This window comes from Methylobacterium sp. 2A (assembly GCF_009806555.1).
Taxonomy (GTDB): Bacteria; Pseudomonadota; Alphaproteobacteria; order Rhizobiales; family Beijerinckiaceae; genus Methylobacterium.
Genome location: NZ_VUOK01000003.1, coordinates 54,720 through 70,234, shown reverse-complemented (window position 1 = coordinate 70,234; position 15,515 = coordinate 54,720). Strand labels below are relative to the sequence as shown.

Annotated in this window: 11 protein-coding genes and 2 pseudogenes; 12 read left to right on the top strand and 1 reads right to left on the bottom strand. The window is 67.3% G+C overall.

The window, feature by feature from the left end; genetic code table 11:
* Positions 1-132: 132 nt before the first annotated feature.
* The 8 genes and pseudogenes from FVE89_RS00545 to FVE89_RS00510 form a co-directional block, all read left to right on the top strand.
* Positions 133-933 (top strand): MetQ/NlpA family ABC transporter substrate-binding protein, encoded by an 801-nt coding sequence (locus tag FVE89_RS00545; RefSeq protein WP_342389772.1) that lies wholly within the window; start codon positions 133-135, stop codon positions 931-933.
* 278 nt (positions 934-1,211) lie between these two features.
* Positions 1,212-2,030 carry a MetQ/NlpA family ABC transporter substrate-binding protein gene (locus FVE89_RS00540; protein ID WP_202130501.1) on the top strand — a complete coding sequence of 273 codons (819 nt, stop codon included), beginning with the start codon at positions 1,212-1,214 and terminating at the stop codon, positions 2,028-2,030.
* A 25-nt stretch (positions 2,031-2,055) separates the two neighbouring features.
* Positions 2,056-2,856, top strand: a complete 801-nt coding sequence (locus FVE89_RS00535; RefSeq protein ID WP_160532313.1) for a MetQ/NlpA family ABC transporter substrate-binding protein — start codon at positions 2,056-2,058, stop codon at positions 2,854-2,856.
* Between the two features lie 2 nt (positions 2,857-2,858).
* Positions 2,859-3,983: an ATP-binding cassette domain-containing protein gene (locus tag FVE89_RS00530; protein ID WP_160532666.1), complete on the top strand. Its 1,125-nt coding sequence runs from the start codon at positions 2,859-2,861 to the stop codon at positions 3,981-3,983.
* Entirely contained in the window at positions 3,964-4,617 is a 654-nt protein-coding gene (locus tag FVE89_RS00525) for a methionine ABC transporter permease (RefSeq protein WP_160532312.1), read from the top strand. The genes FVE89_RS00530 and FVE89_RS00525 overlap by 20 nt, the downstream gene beginning before the upstream one ends.
* The gene (locus FVE89_RS00520; RefSeq protein ID WP_160532311.1) at positions 4,614-5,981 is read left to right on the top strand and encodes an LLM class flavin-dependent oxidoreductase; all 1,368 of its coding nucleotides are present in this window, start codon (positions 4,614-4,616) and stop codon (positions 5,979-5,981) included. Before FVE89_RS00525 ends, FVE89_RS00520 begins: the two co-directional genes overlap by 4 nt.
* 311 nt (positions 5,982-6,292) lie before the next feature.
* A pseudogene (locus FVE89_RS00515) lies at positions 6,293-6,522 on the top strand (transposase); the annotation flags it as partial.
* 352 nt (positions 6,523-6,874) lie between these two features.
* Positions 6,875-7,182: pseudogene (locus FVE89_RS00510) on the top strand (IS3 family transposase); the annotation flags it as partial.
* A 4-nt stretch (positions 7,183-7,186) separates the two neighbouring features.
* On the opposite strand, the gene FVE89_RS31615 reads toward FVE89_RS00510, so the two are convergent.
* Complete coding sequence (locus FVE89_RS31615; RefSeq protein WP_342389771.1) at positions 7,187-7,591, bottom strand: transposase; 405 nt, start codon at positions 7,589-7,591, stop codon at positions 7,187-7,189.
* Positions 7,592-8,179: 588 nt separating this feature from the next.
* On the opposite strand from FVE89_RS31615, the gene FVE89_RS00500 reads away from it, so the two are divergent.
* From FVE89_RS00500 to FVE89_RS00485, 4 genes are all read left to right on the top strand, one after another.
* Positions 8,180-10,111, top strand: a complete 1,932-nt coding sequence (locus FVE89_RS00500; RefSeq protein WP_160532309.1) for a sigma-54-dependent Fis family transcriptional regulator — start codon at positions 8,180-8,182, stop codon at positions 10,109-10,111.
* A gap of 278 nt (positions 10,112-10,389) precedes the next feature.
* Positions 10,390-12,543 (top strand): hydantoinase/oxoprolinase family protein, encoded by a 2,154-nt coding sequence (locus FVE89_RS00495; RefSeq protein ID WP_160532308.1) that lies wholly within the window; start codon positions 10,390-10,392, stop codon positions 12,541-12,543.
* A 37-nt stretch (positions 12,544-12,580) separates the two neighbouring features.
* Positions 12,581-14,911 (top strand): hydantoinase B/oxoprolinase family protein, encoded by a 2,331-nt coding sequence (locus tag FVE89_RS00490; protein WP_160532307.1) that lies wholly within the window; start codon positions 12,581-12,583, stop codon positions 14,909-14,911.
* A gap of 74 nt (positions 14,912-14,985) precedes the next feature.
* Entirely contained in the window at positions 14,986-15,495 is a 510-nt protein-coding gene (locus tag FVE89_RS00485; protein ID WP_160532306.1) for an acetone carboxylase subunit gamma, read from the top strand.
* The last annotated feature ends 20 nt before the right edge of the window (positions 15,496-15,515 follow it).

Sequence of the window (15,515 nt, the reverse complement as noted above, 5' to 3'; positions counted from 1 at the left end):
GATCGCGGGACGTTGAAATAATGATCTTCGGACACGCAGAAATTCGACAATCGATACTCTTGCTCACGGCATCTGATTTCGAGATACGAAGATGAACTTTCATCTTCAAACCGACTTCGAAGAGCGCGCGCCGTGCCTGCATCGACCCGTCGTGTCTTCCTGTCCGGCGTCCTCGTGCTGGGCCTCGGACCGGCGCGTGCCGCCACGGGGCCGCTGCGGGTCGTGGCCTCGTCCGTACCGCATGCGGAGATCCTCGACTTCGTCGCCCAGAAGCTCGCCCCGGATCTGCCGCTGAAGATCATCGAGATCTCGGGCGATCTCCGGCCGAACGCCCTGCTGCAGGACGGCGATGCCGACGCCAACTTCTTCCAGCACGTGCCCTTCCTCCGCTCGGAAGAAGCCGCCATGGGCGTGCGCTTCGCCGTCGTGGCGGCAGTGCATATCGAACCGCTCGGATTGTACAGCCGCCGCGTGAAGACGCTGGACGCGTTGCCGGCCGGCGGTGTCGTCTCCCTGTCGAACAACGTCTCGAACACCAGCCGCGGGCTGTCGCTGCTGCAAGCCAACGGGCTGATCCGGCTGCGGGCGAAGGATGCGGGCGTGAACGCGACCCTGGATGATGTCGTCGAGAACCCGAAGAACCTCCGCTTCGTCGAGATCGCGCCGCCGCAACTGCCGCGCTCGCTCGATGACGTCGCGCTCGCGGTGATCAACGGCAATTACGCCCTGGAAGCAGGGCTGGAGCCCGCCCGGGATGCGCTGGCGCTCGAACGCGCCGAGGGCAATCCCTACGCGAACGTCCTTGTCACGACCGAGGCCCTGGCGAGGGATCCGCGCGTGCTGCGCCTCGGAACGCTGCTGACCTCGGCCGAGGTCGCGGCGTTCATCCGCACCCGCTACCGCGGCTCGGTCCTCCCCGTCCGCCCCGCCTGACCGGCTCGTCCTCGGCACGAAGCCGGCGGCCCGTGCCGGAGTCCGGACAGGCAGAATGCTGCGTCGTCCTCTTATTTCGACGCCGTGGAGATCATTACTCTGTCGTTGCGAAGAACTTTGGCATGTCGAACGGCGCCGGGTCGAAGTAGAACCCTTGCAACCACCGAATGACGTCCCCGCGGGGAGGCGCCGACCGATCCTGTGCTGACGAGGGCCCAATGACCTGCCCCCTGATGACCTGCCCCCCGATGACCTGCCTCCCGATGACCTGCCCCCCGATGACGTTGCGTTTCCGCCGCATCGCGTCCTTGCTGGCCCTGCTGCTGGTGGCGGTGCTCGCGGCGGCACCCGCAAGGGCGGAGCTGCGGATCGGGGTGACCCCCGGTGCCCTCGCCGATTCCATCCTCGTCCCCGCGCAGGAAGCGAAGGCGAAGGGCCTTTCCGTGCGCGTGGTCGAGTTCAGCGACTGGACGACGCCCAACGTCGCCCTGGAGGCCGGGGACCTCGATCTGAACTACTTCCAGCACCAGGCCTTCCTGGACAACGCCGTCCGGCAGAACGGCTTCAAGCTCAGAAGCGTCGGGCTCGGCCTCCTCCCCAATATCGGCCTCTACTCGGAGCGATACGCCCGCCTCGCCGACCTGCCGGTCGGAGCCCGGGTCGCGGTGGCGAACGATCCCGTCAACCAGGGTCGCGGCCTTGCCCTGCTCGCCGCCGCTGGACTGATCACCCTGAAGGACGGTGCCGGCGCGAAGGCGACCCTGGACGATATCGCCGCCAACCCGCGCAAGCTCGCCTTCGTCGAGATCGAGGGGCCGCAACTCGTCCGCGCCGTCGCGGATGTGGATCTCGCTCAGGGCTATCCGGCCCATTACGTCAATGCGGGCCGGGGCGACTTCGCGGGGCGGGCCCTGACCTATTCGGGCGTGGGTGATCTGGCCTTCGCCATCCGCTTCGTCGCCCGCGCCGACCGGGCGGACTCGGTCGAGATCCGGCAGTTCATCGACCTCTACCACACGTCCCCGGCGGTGCGTGCGAAGATCGACGCCGCCTTCGCCCACAACCCGACCCTCTACACGCTCCCGTGGCTCGACTGAGCCGGGAGACCGGAGTCCACGACCGATGCACCTTCTGAAAACCATCGCCCTCGCGCTCTTCGCTTTCGGCGCGGTGGCGGCCCGGGCGGAGACCCTCAAAATCGGGACCGTGCCGGGCGCCTACAGCGACGCGATCACCGCGGCCGCCGCGGAGGCCAAGGCGCAGGGCATCGACGTGAAGGTGATCGAGTTCAGCGACTGGACGACGCCGAACGTCGCCCTCGATGCCGGCGATATCGACCTGAACTTCTTCCAGCACCGCCCCTTCCTGGAGAACGCCGCGAAGCAGAAGGGCTACCGGTTCGAGATCGTCGGGCTCGGCATCCTGCAGAATATCGGGCTGTTCTCCCTCAGGCATAAGAGCCTGGATCAGATCCCGGTCGGCGGAAAGGTCGCCATCGCCAACGATCCGGTCAATCAGGGGCGCGGCCTTCTGCTCCTCCAGAAAGCCGGCCTCATCAGGCTCAAGGAGAATGTCGGCTTCCTCGGCACCGTCGACGACATCGTCGAGAATCCGAAGAAGCTGCGTTTCACCGAGGTCGAGGGGCCGCAACTGGTGCGGATCACCGGCGATGTCGATCTCGCGCAGGGCTACCCGCATTTCATCGTCGCCGCCGGCACCTTCGATCCGACGAGCGGGCTGATCTATTCCGGAATCGAGGATAAGCTGTTCGCCGTGAGCTTCGTCGCCAAGGCGTCGCGCAAGGACGACCCAGCGATCAGGACATTCGTGCAGATCTTTCAGAATTCCGAGGCCGTGAAGAAGCAGATCCACGCCTCCTTCGCCGGCAGCGACAAGCTGTACCTGCTGGCGTGGCAGAACTGATCATGGCGATCCTGGCTCTGGACAGTCTCGGCGCGGCGCGCCCGGCCGTTTCGGCGGCGGTGGATCCGCAGGCGATCCCGGCCGCCCGGGTGGGTGGGCGCGGCACCGGCACCGTGCGGTTCGAGAACGTCTCGAAGACGTATCGCTCCGCGGCCGGCGAGGTCCGCGCGCTCGACGATGTCAGCCTCGCCGTTCCGTCCGGCGCGATCTTCGGCATCATCGGCCGCTCGGGGGCCGGGAAGTCGAGCCTGCTCCGCACCGTCAACCGCCTGGAGGAGCCGACATCCGGCCGGGTGCTGGTCGATGGCGAACCGATCGCCGCGCTCGGCACGGATGGCCTCGTCGCCCTGCGCCGCCGCATCGGCATGATCTTCCAGCACTTCAACCTGCTCTCGGCGAAGACCATCCGCCAGAACGTGGCCCTGCCGCTCACGGTGGCGGGGGTCGGCAAGGCGGAGATCGCCCGCCGGGTGGAGGAGGCGCTGCGCCTCGTCGGCCTGGAGGACAAGGCCGGGACCTATCCGTCCCGCCTGTCGGGCGGGCAGAAGCAGCGCGTCGGCATCGCCCGCGCCCTGGTGAGCGATCCCGAGATCCTGCTCTGCGACGAGGCGACCTCGGCGCTGGACCCGGAGACCACCCTGTCGATCCTGAACCTGCTGCGGGACATCAACCGGCGGCTGGGCCTGACCATCATCCTGATCACCCACGAGATGAGCGTGATCCGCGAGATCTGCACCGACGTCGTGGTGCTGGAAGCCGGGCGGGTCGCCGAGGCGGGGCCGGTCTGGCGCGTGTTCGGCGCGCCGGAGCACCCGGCGACGCGGGCGCTGCTCGCGCCCCTCACCCGCGACGTGCCGAACGAGCTGGCGGAGCGGCTCTCGCCGCATCCCCGGCCGGGCGCCAGGGCCGTGTTGCGGATCACCTATTCCGGGCGGACGCCGCCCGACCTGTCGGCCCTCGTCGCGGCGACGGGCGGGCCCGTGCAGCTCCTGCAGGCGGGCGTCGAGCGCATCCAGGGGCACGCGGTCGGCCGCCTGCTCATCGCCGCGGGGCCGGAGGCGGAAGCCCGGCTGCGGGCCATCGGGGAAACCGTCGAGGGGATCGGCTATGTCGCCGCAGATGATTGACCGCCTCTGGCAGGCGGCGTTCGATACGGTGTTCATGGTCGGCGTCTCGGCGGCGATCGCGGTGCTCGCCGGCCTCCCGATCGCGCTGTTCCTCGTCACCTCCGCGCCCGGCGGGATCTTCCCGGCGCCGCGGGCGAACCGTCTCGTCGGCCTCGTGGTGAACGGCTTCCGCGCCGTGCCCTTCATCGTGCTGCTCGTGGCGCTGATCCCGTTCACCCGGCTCGTGGTCGGCACCACCATCGGGGTCTGGGCCGCCATCGTCCCGCTCGCGGTGAGCGCCACGCCGTTCTTCGCGCGGATCGCCGAGGTCTCCTTACGCGAGGTCGATCCCGGGCTGATCGAAGCCGCGCAATCCATCGGCTGCCGCCGCCGCCACATCCTCGTCCACGTCCTCCTGCCCGAGGCCCTGCCGGGGATCGTGGGCGGCTTCACCATCACGGTCGTGGCGATGATCGGCGCCTCGGCGGTGGCCGGCGCGGTCGGCGCCGGCGGGCTCGGCGACGTCGCCATCCGGTACGGCTACCAGCGCTTCGACACGACGGTGATGTCGGTGGTGATCGCGATCCTGATCGTCCTCGTCTGCTGCGTGCAGTTCGCGGGCGACAGCGTGGTGCGCAGGCTCCGGGCGCGATGACGGCGCCCCGCAGGGAGATCCGCCTCAACGCGTTCACCATGAACTGCGTCGGCCACATCAATCACGGTCTGTGGACCCACCCGCGCGACCAATCCAGCGCCTACAACACGCTGGGCTACTGGACGGATCAGGCGAAGCTCCTGGAACGCGGCCTGTTCGACGGGCTGTTCATCGCCGACATCCTCGGCGTCTACGACATCTACGGCGGCGGCATCGACGTGACCGCGCGGGAGGCCGTGCAGTTGCCGGTCAACGACCCGACGCTCATCGTCCCCGCCATGGCGGCGGTGACGGAGCATCTGGGCTTCGGCGTCACCGTGAACGTCTTCGCGGAGGCGCCCTACACCTTCGCCCGGCGGTTCGCGACGCTCGACCACCTCACCGGCGGCCGGGTCGGCTGGAACATCGTCACCGGCTATCTGGAGAGTGCCCATCGCGGCCGGGGCGAAGCGCTCCCGGCCCATGATCGGCGCTACGATTACGCCGACGAATACCTGGCGGTGCTCTACAAGCTCTGGGAGGGAAGCTGGGACGATGACGCGGCGCGCCGGGACCGGGCGGCGCGCGTCTTCAGCGACCCGGCGAAGATCCGGCCCATCTCCCACCGCGGCGAATTCCTGGCGGTCGAGGGCTATCATCTCTGCGAGCCCTCGCCCCAGCGGACGCCGGTTCTCTATCAGGCGGGGGCCTCCGGCCGGGGCCGGGCCTTCGCGGGTCGGCACGCCGAATGCGTGTTCATCTCGGCCCGGGACAAGGCGTCGGCCCGGGAGGCCGTCCGCGCGATCCGCGCCGAGGCCGCGGCTGCCGGACGCGACCCGCAGGATGTGAAGGTGTTCGTCGGCATCGCGGTCATCCCCGGCCGCACCCGCGCGGAGGCCGAGGACAAGCGCGCCGAATACATGCGCTACGCCAGCGCCGAGGCCGGGCTCGCGCATTTCTCGGCCTCCACGGGCATCGACTTCGCCCGCTACGGCCTCGACGAGCCGATCCCCTACGCCCCCGGCAACGCGATCCAGTCGGCGACAGCGGCGGCCGCCAGACGCGGGCTGACCAAGCGCGACCTCCTGGCTGAGATGGGTCTCGGCGGGCGTTACGCCGTGCTGACGGGCGATGCCGTTTCCATCGCCGACGAGCTGCAATCCTGGATCGAGGACGGCGAGGTGGACGGGTTCAACCTCAGCCGGATCGTCGTGCCGGAGAGCTTTTCGGATTTCATCGACCTCGTGATCCCCGAGCTTCAGGACCGGGGCCTGTACAAGACCGCCTACGCGCCCGGATCGCTGCGGCGCAAGCTCTTCGGCCTGGGCGACCGGCTCCCCGCCCGCCACGCCGCCCATGCCTTCCGGCCCGGGGGCCGCCTTTGAGGATCCGCACGACGAAATTCTGGGGCGGGACGTGTCCCGTTCACGATTTGCAGAACCCGTGTTCCACCGGCGCTGCGGTACGTTAGCGTAGGGGCGGCCCGCATGATGATACTGATGTCGCTGACGGCCGGACGTGCCCCTCGGTGGATCACGCCCTCAACGGATCGTCACCCGATGAGTCGGCGGAAGAGGCTGAGAGTTCCTCATAAAAGTTTGGGCCACTGGGAGTTTTTCCTCGGGACAAGACAGCACAGTGGGAGTTGAACCGCGCCGGGTTTCCCGGAGGCTCCAACTCCTGAGAGGATGGAGCCCTGACGAAACGCCGCTTACCCTTTTCACCTGAGTTCGCGAGCGCGCGGGCCGGATGGTGTTTGACCACCAGGGCGAGCACGGCTCGCAATATGCGGCGATCCGCTCGGTCGCTTCCCAGATCGGTCGTTCGGGCGAGACGCTGCGGCACTGGGTCCGGCAAGCCGAGCGGGAGCAGGGCCAGCGGGCTGGACCAACGACGGATGAGCGGGAGCGGATCAAGGCGCTGGATCCAGCCCTTTTAGAGCTCCTCACAAAACTCCCGAGCACCGGATATTTCCCTCTGGCCGCGACAGCGCAGCGGGAGTTTTGTGAGAGGCTCTTAAGGTGTTTGCGGAAGCAACGAGACAGGGGCCAAGCGCACTCTCCTCCCCCTTGTGGGGAGGAGTTGGAGGTGGGGGTGGTGCAGACGGCACCGCTGCGCCTCATCCTGCACCACCCCCACCCCTGGCCCCTCCCCACAAGGGGGAGGGGAAAAGGCGGTGCTCTTTCAGGATGTTAGAGCCACGACTTGCGATTTTCGCAGCTAGTCCAAACACCTTAAAAGGGCTGGCGCTGGATCCTTCGACAGGCTCAGGACGACGCCGATCTGCAGGGTGCTGCCGATCGCCCCGGCGACCTATCGCGCCCATGCCGCGTGGCGGGCTGATCCTGGCAGGCTGCCGGCTCGGGCTCGCTCGGATGCGGCGCGGATGGTCGAGATCCGGCGCGTGTTCGAGGCGAACTTCTGCATCTACGGCGTGCGCACGGTCTGGCGGCAGCTCGGCCGGGACGGGATCACGGTGGCCCGTTGCAGGTGGCTCGGCTGATGCAGGCCATGGGGCGACAGGGCATCGTGCGCGGCAGGAAGGTCCGCACCACGATCCCCGGTCCAGCGGCGGCCTGGCCTGTTTTGCTCAGACCGAGGTGCAAGCCTTGGCGGCCTGAGCCAAACTCAAAGGCCTTCGGGAAACTCGGCGCGATTCACCCCTCATCCTGCGCCTGTCGAAGGATCCACGACAGCGCCGCTCCAGCACGACGAAGCCCTTCTGATCCGGGTCTTTCTCGACGACGCTGTGGCGCAGGCCGTGGATGTTACACCATTCCCGGCAGCGTTCGGCCGTGAAGGCACCGTCGAGGATGGCCAAGCGCAGATTGGGCCGCTGCTCCTTGCCGGCCTCGAGGGCGGACAGGGTATCGCGATCCCGCACGTCGGCCGGCACGACGGCGAGCGCCAGAACATGGCCTTCGGCATCGACCAGGACCACGCGTTTGCGCCCGACGACCTTCTTGGTGCCATCGTAGCCGCGCGGTCCGCGCACCCCGATGCCCTTGACGCTCTGCGTGTCGATGATCGCCAGCCGTGGCTCCGACCGGCATCCGCAACGCCGCCGCCGCCGGCGGCCAGAGCCCGCAACAGGCTCTCGAACGGGCCTTGTCGATCCCGAATCGGAACCAGCCGTAGGCCGTGCGCCACGGCGGAAAGCCCGCAGGCAGCGCCCTCCGCCCGTCCGCAGGTGCCAGGCGATCCCTGCCAGCGCGTGATACGCCGGTGTAGCCGCCGGACAGCTCGGCGGATCCGCGCGCTCCAAGAGGCGAGCCACCTCGTCCAAGCCCGCTTGCAGCACCATGTCCTTCAGGCGCGCTTCGTGACGAGTCCGATGTCGGTCCGTCCACATCTGCTCTCCAATCCGCCCCGCCAGGCGAAATTCGTGTGCGCACACGAGACAGAGGGGGACGGCCGGCAGAGGCGCTCAAACAGGCTCTGAGGGCCTGCTTTGCGCCGCGATCAGCGTCGAGGATTGCCGTCGGTCGCCGTGTCCCTTTCCCGGCAGCAGGTGCTAATTTCGGGATGAAGCCGGAGCCCATGGACGCAGAGACACGGTGCTTCGGCTCGGAGGAAAACGCCGATGCACAGACAGCGGGCCATCCGTCTGGCTTGGGAAACGTTCCTCTCGGAGGGTCGGCTGGTGCAGGGCCCTCCTCAGGCGGTCTCGGAATCCTGGGTGCGGTGTCGCTCGCAGGGCGTGTGGCATCGCCTGTCGGAAGCGCCGCGGGTCGGTGAGGCCGAACTCTTCAGGTTGAAGTCCCGGAACCGGCAGCTTCTCGGTGTTGCGAGGCCGACGCTTCAGCGTTCCTCCCACCTCCTCTCCGACGCCGCCTCGATGGTGCTGCTCACCGACGCGCAAGGCCTCATCATCGACGCGGCCGGAGACCGGCGGGTCGTCGAGGAGGGCCGGCGGAACCACCTTGAGGAGGGAGGCCGATGGAACGAGGCCTTGATCGGCACGAACGCCATCGGCACCGCGCTGACGCTCGGGCGCCCCATCTGCATCTACGGGGCCGAGCATTTCTGCCAGGACGTCCAGCGCTGGAGTTGCGCCGCCGCACCGATTCACGACCCGGGCGACCGGGCTCTGCTCGGCATCGTCGACATCTCCGGGCCCGCCGACCGATTCCATCCTCAGAGCCTCGCCTTCGCGGCCGCTCTGGCCCGCGAGATCGAGGTGTCCCTCGGCCACGGCCGGGAGGCGGCGCATGCCCTGCTCCTGCTGCACTTCGTCTCGAAACGCTCGGTCTGGCTCAGTGATGAGATCCTCGTCCTCGATCACCGGGGCACCGTGGTCCACGCCAGCGAGGAGGCGCGGCGGCGGTTGGATGCGGGCGCGAGCCTGGAGCAGGACGCGCGCGCGTGCATCGACGGTGCCGAACCCGAATCCTGGGCGGAGAACTGCCGCCGGCGCTTCCCGCAAGCCAGCCTCGAATTGGTCCGCCAGGACGGAGAGGCGATCGGCTGCCTGATCGTCCTGCATGGCCGCCACGCCAGCACCGGCCCGCGGCGTTCGAACCGCACCGCACCGCTCAAGGTAGCGCCGGGCGAGCGGTCCGTCAGCTTCGACGCGATCATCGGCGACAGCCCGGCCATGCGGGCGGTCAAGGAGCGCGCCGGACGGCTCGCGACCCTTCCCCTGCCCGTCCTGATCGAGGGTGAGACCGGCGTCGGCAAGGAGTTGTTCGCCCGGGCGATCAAGCAGGCTCGCACGCCGGACGGGCCGTTTGTCCCCCTCAATTGCGGCGGCATGGCCCGCGACCTCGTGGCAAGCGAGTTGTTCGGCTATGTCAGGGGCGCCTTCACCGGCGCTGACGAGAAGGGGCGCCCGGGCCGGATCGAGCAGGCGGATGGCGGGGTTCTCTGCCTCGACGAGATCGGCGAGATGCCGCTCGACCTCCAGGCCTACCTGCTGCGCGTGCTCGAAGACGGGATCGTCTACCGGCTGGGAAGCCACGAGGGGCGCACGGTCGATTTCCGGCTCGTCTCGATGACCAATCGGGACCTGGAGGCGGAGATCGAGGCGAAGCGTTTCCGTCGCGACCTGTTCTATCGCATCGCGGCGGTTCGCTTGCGCATCCCGGCCCTCCGCGAACGCGGCACCGACGTGCTCCTGCTGGCCCGTCACTTCATACGCAACGCCGCCGAACGCTTCGGGCGCAAGGTCCCACGCCTCACTGCGACGCTTGAAGCGACCCTCCTGGCCCATCCTTGGCCAGGCAATGTGCGCGAGTTGCGCAATGTCCTGGAGGCGGCCGTCGCGATGGCGGCGCGAGACGACGAACTCACCGAGGCCGATCTGCCGGACCTGCCGAGAGCGTCCGTGATCGCCGCGCGCAGCGCCGACGCATCCTCGTCCAACCTGCACGCCATCGAGAGGGCGGCCATCCTTGCCAAGCTCGACGCCTGCGGCGGGAACGTGACCGAGACGGCCCGGCAGCTCGGGATCGCCCGGTCGACCCTTTATCTGCGCCTCGCCGAATTGGGCCTTCGCTCCAGCGCCCGTTCCTAGCGCCGTCTTCGGTACGCTCCGGTGGATTCCAAAGGGATCATCCCTTTGGTGGGGTGTCGGGGTGAAACCCCGACGCCGCAGGATCCTGCTCGAACCGTCCGACAACGGCCGAACGAGCGTCCGAATTTCGGACGTGTGCCGCCGCACAATGATGCCTGCGCACCTGCGGCAAGTCATTGATCTGCATCATAATGCAAAATCGCTGAGCCGCTGGCACGGCATCTGCCCCTTCTTGGATGCGAAGCCCGACAAGACTTCGGATCACATGGAGGGAACTTGTGAACGTTCAGCCTCACAACATCAGGAGCGTTCAGGTGCTCGGCATTGATGCCGGCGGCACCATGACCGACACCTTCTTCGTCGATGCGGACGGCGATTTCGTCGTCGGCAAGGCTCAATCCACCCCGCAGAACGAGGCGCTCGGCCTCATCGCCTCGAGCCAGGATGGGCTTGGGACCTGGGGCCTGTCGCTGGAGGATGCGCTCCGCCAGTTGCAGACCGGCGTCTATTCCGGGACGGCGATGCTGAACCGCGTGGTGCAGCGCAAGGGTCTGCGCTGCGGCCTCATCGTCAACCGCGGCATGGAGGATTTCCACCGCATGGGGCGGGCGATCCAGTGCTATCTCGGATACGCTTACGAGGACCGCATCCACCTCAACACTCACCGCTACGACCCGCCGCTGGTACCGCGCAACCTGACCCGCGGGGTGGTCGAGCGCATCGACATGTTCGGCACCGTCGTCATCCCCCTGCGGGACGAGAGTGCCCGGGAGGCGGCGCGGGAGCTGATCGCCGCCGATGTCGAAGGCATCGTCATCAGCCTGCTGCACTCGTACAAGAACCCCACCCACGAGCGTCGCGTGCGCGACATCGTGCTGGAGGAGATCGGCAGGAGCGGAAAGGCGATCCCGGTCTTCGCCTCCGCCGACTACTACCCGGTGCGCAAGGAAACCCACCGCACCAACACCACCATCCTGGAAGGCTATGCCGCCGAACCGTCCCGCCAGACGCTGAAGAAGATCTCCGACGCCTTCAAGGAGCACGGGACCAAGTTCGACTTCCGGGTCATGGCGACCCATGGCGGCACGATCTCGTGGAAGGCCAAGGAACTCGCCCGCACCATCGTCTCCGGGCCGATCGGCGGCGTGATCGGCGCGAAATATCTCGGTGAGGTGCTCGGCTATACCAACATCGCCTGTTCCGACATCGGCGGCACCTCGTTCGACGTCGCGCTCATCACGCAGGGCGAGCTGACCATCAAGAACGATCCCGACATGGCGCGTCTCGTCCTGTCGCTGCCGCTCGTGGCGATGGACTCGGTCGGGGCCGGGGCCGGCTCGTTCATCCGCCTCGACCCCTACACCAAGGCGATCAAGCTCGGGCCGGACTCGGCCGGCTACCGCGTCGGCGTGTGCTGGAAGGAGAGCGGTATCGAGACGGTGACGGTGTCCGACTGCCACATGGTGCTTGGCTACCTCAACCCGGACAACTTCCTCGGCGGTGCGGTCAAGCTCGACCGGCAGCGTTCGGTCGAGGCCATCAAGGCGCAGCTCGCCGACCCGCTCGGACTCTCGGTCGAGGATGCGGCGGCAGGTGTGATCGAACTCCTCGATTCCGAGCTGCGGGATTACCTGCGCTCAATGATTTCGGGCAAGGGCTACAACCCGACAAGCTTCGTCTGCTTCTCCTATGGCGGAGCCGGCCCGGTCCACACCTACGGCTACACCGAGGGTCTCGGCTTCGAGGACGTGATCGTACCTGCCTGGGCGGCAGGCTTCTCGGCCTTCGGCTGCGCGGCGGCGGATTTCGAATACCGCTACGACAAGTCGCTGGACATCAATCTCGCGCCCGAAGCCTCGGCCGAACAGGGCGAGGCGGCCGCCCGCACGCTCCAGGGTGCCTGGGAGGAACTCACCCACAACGTCCTCGAGGAATTCAAGCTCAACGGCTACGACGCGGCCGACGTCACGCTGCAGCCGGGCTACCGCATGCAGTACCGCGGCCAGCTCAACGACCTCGAAATCGAGTCCCCGATCCCGGCGGCCCAGAGCGCCGAGGACTGGAACACGCTCGTCGCGGCCTTCAACGCGACCTACGGGCGGGTCTACGCCGCCTCCGCCCGATCGCCGGAACTCGGCTACTCGGTGACCGGGGCGATCATGCGCGGCACCGTGCCGATCCCGAAGCCGAAAATCCCCAAGGACGACCTTGAGGGCGAGACGCCGCCGCAGGAGGCCGTCCTTGGTCAGCGCAAGTTCTACCGCAGGAAGCGGTGGGTCGACGCGCAGCTCTACCGAATGGAGTCCCTGCGGCCGGGCAACCGCATCAAGGGGCCGGCGATCATCGAATCCGACGCCACCACCTTCGTGGTCCCGGACGGGTTCGAGACCTTCCTCGACGGACACCGCCTCTTCCACCTGAAGGAAGTGTGAGCGGCCCTCTCTCTTTCTCGTTCAAGGACATCCGATCATGAATGTGAACGTCAACAGCGGGACCCTGAAGGGCTCGACGCGCGGTGTCGTGCGCGGCGGCGAGACTCTCAAGCAGCACCGGGACCGCCTCATGGAGGCGACGAAGCGCACCAAGCACTATGCCGGCCTCGACAGGCTGGAGCTGCGCGATAGCAACCCCATCCTCTACAACAAACTGTTCTCGCGCCTGCGTGCCGGCATCGTCGACGCCCGCGAGACGGCCAAGAAGATCGCCGCCTCGCCGATCGTCGAGCAGGAGGGCGAACTGTGCTTCACCCTCTACAACGCCGCCGGCGACGCGATCCTGACCTCGACCGGGATCATCATTCACGTCGGCACGATAGGCGCCGCGATCAAGTATATGATCGAGAATGACTGGGAGTCGAACCCCGGCGTCCGGGACAGGGACATCTTCTGCAACAACGACTCGTTGCTTGGGAACGTCCACCCCTGCGACGTCCACACCATCGTGCCGATCTTCCACGCGGGCGAGCTGGTCGGCTGGGTCGGCGGCGTGACCCACGTCATCGACACCGGCGCGGTCGGCCCCGGCTCGATGTGTACCGGCCAGATCCAGCGCTTCGGAGACGGCTACTCGATCACCTGCCGCAAGGTCGGACAGGACGACACGCTGTTCCGCGACTGGCTGCACGAGAGCCAGCGCATGGTCCGCACCACCCGCTTCTGGATGCTGGACGAACGCACCCGCATCGCCGGCTGCCACATGATCCGGAAGCTCGTCGCGGAGGTGATCGCTGAGGAGGGCATCGAGGCCTACTGGAAATTCGCCTACGAGGCGATCGAGCACGGGCGAATCGGCCTCCAGAACCGCATCAAGGCGATGACGATCCCCGGCGTCTATCGCCAAGTCGGCTTCGTCGATGTGCCCTACGCCCATGAGGACGTGCGGGTGCCCTCCGACTTCGCCAAGGTCGACACCATCATGCACACGCCGTCCGAGATGACGATCCGGGCGGACGGCACGTGGCGGCTCGATTTCGAGGGCTCGTCGCGCTGGGGCTGGCACACCTACAACGCCCACGCGGTGAGCTTCACCAGCGGCATCTGGGTGATGATGACCCAGACGCTGATCCCGTCCGAGATGATCAACGATGGCGCTGCCTACGGCACCGAGTTCCGGCTGCCGAAGGGCACTTGGATGAACCCGGACGATCGCCGGGTCGCCTTCGCCTACAGCTGGCACTTCCTGGTCAGCTCGTGGACGGCTCTGTGGCGCGGCTTGTCCCGATCGTATTTCGGGCGCGGCTACCTCGAGGAGGTCAATGCCGGCAACGCCAACACGTCGAACTGGCTGCAGGGCGGCGGCTTCAACCAGTACGACGAGATCCACGCCGTCAACTCGTTCGAATGTGCCGCCAACGGCGTCGGCGCGGGCGCCATCGCGGACGGCCTGTCGCACGCCGCCGCCATCTGGAACCCGGAAGGCGACATGGGCGACATGGAGATCTGGGAACTCGCCGAGCCGCTGATCTATCTCGGCCGGCAGATCAAGGCGTCCTCGGGCGGGGCTGGCAAGTATCGCGGCGGCTGCGGTTTCGAGAGCCTGCGTCTGGTGTGGAATGCCAAGGACTGGACGATGTTCTTCATGGGGAACGGCCATATCAGTTCCGACTGGGGCCTGATGGGCGGCTACCCGGCTGCGTCGGGTTACCGCTTCGCGGCCCACGAGACCGGGCTGAAGCAGCTGATCGCCGACGGCAAGCCGCTGCCGTTCGGTGGCGACACCGACCCTGAGAACCCGATCTGGGACGGATTGCTCGAAGGGGCGCGGATCAAGCGCGACAAGCAGGCGATCACCACGGAGGAGATGTTCGCCGACTACGATCTCTACCTCAACTACATGCGCGGCGGACCCGGCTTCGGCGACCCGATCGACCGCGAGCCGCAGAGCGTGGCCGACGACATCAACGGCGGCTACCTGCTGGAGCGGTTCGCTGCCCAGGTTTACGGCGTCGTCGGCAGCCGGGGGGCCGACGGCCTCTGGTCCGTCGACTCCGCCGCCACGCTGGAACGACGCAAGGCGATCCGCGGCGAGCGCATCGCCAAATCGGTTCCGACCCGGGATTGGATGAAGGGTGAGCGGGAGAAGATCCTCGCCAAGGAGGCGGGCGACCACGTCAAGCAGATGTTCGCGGCCTCCTTCAAGCTCGGACCGCGCTTCCTGGCGGAGTTCAAGGCCTTCTGGGATCTCCCGGACGACTGGACGCTCTCGGAAGACGAGATCGGCATCCCCCATTATGGGTCGACATACGCGATGGACATCTCCGAGTTGCCGGACGTGAAGGTCGTTCAGTTCGTCGAAGAGTAATTGTGTGGTCCGGCGAAGCACGTCCTGCCGCCCGACCCGCCCGATCACCACCAATTCGCACGAGGAAGCGACCGATGGCCTATACCCGCTCGAAGATCGCCGATCTGATCGACGGCAAGATCGACGCCGACACCCTGCATCAGATGCTGTCGACACCCAAGGATCCGGAGCGTTTCGCGACCTATGTCGAGGTCCTGCAGGAGCGCGTCCCGTGGGATGACAAGATCATCCTCCCGCTCGGCCCGAAACTGTACATCGTCCAGCTCAAAGCCTCCAAGCAATGGAAGGTGCGCTGCGAATGCGGCCATGATTTCTGCGATTGGCGGGAGAACTGGAAGCTGCATGCCCGCATCCATCTCCGCGACACACCGGAGACGATGGAGGAGATCTATCCGCGCTTGATGGCGCCGACCTCCTCCTGGCAGGTTCTACGAGAATATTACTGCCCCGAATGCGGAACCCTGCACGACGTCGAGGCGCCGACGCCCTGGTATCCGGTCATCCGGGATTTCGAGCCGGATATCGATGCCTTCTACCGGGAGACGCTCGGCATCCCGGTGCCGGAGCGGGCCGAGGCCGCCTGATCCCGCGCGGCATGGTCGAC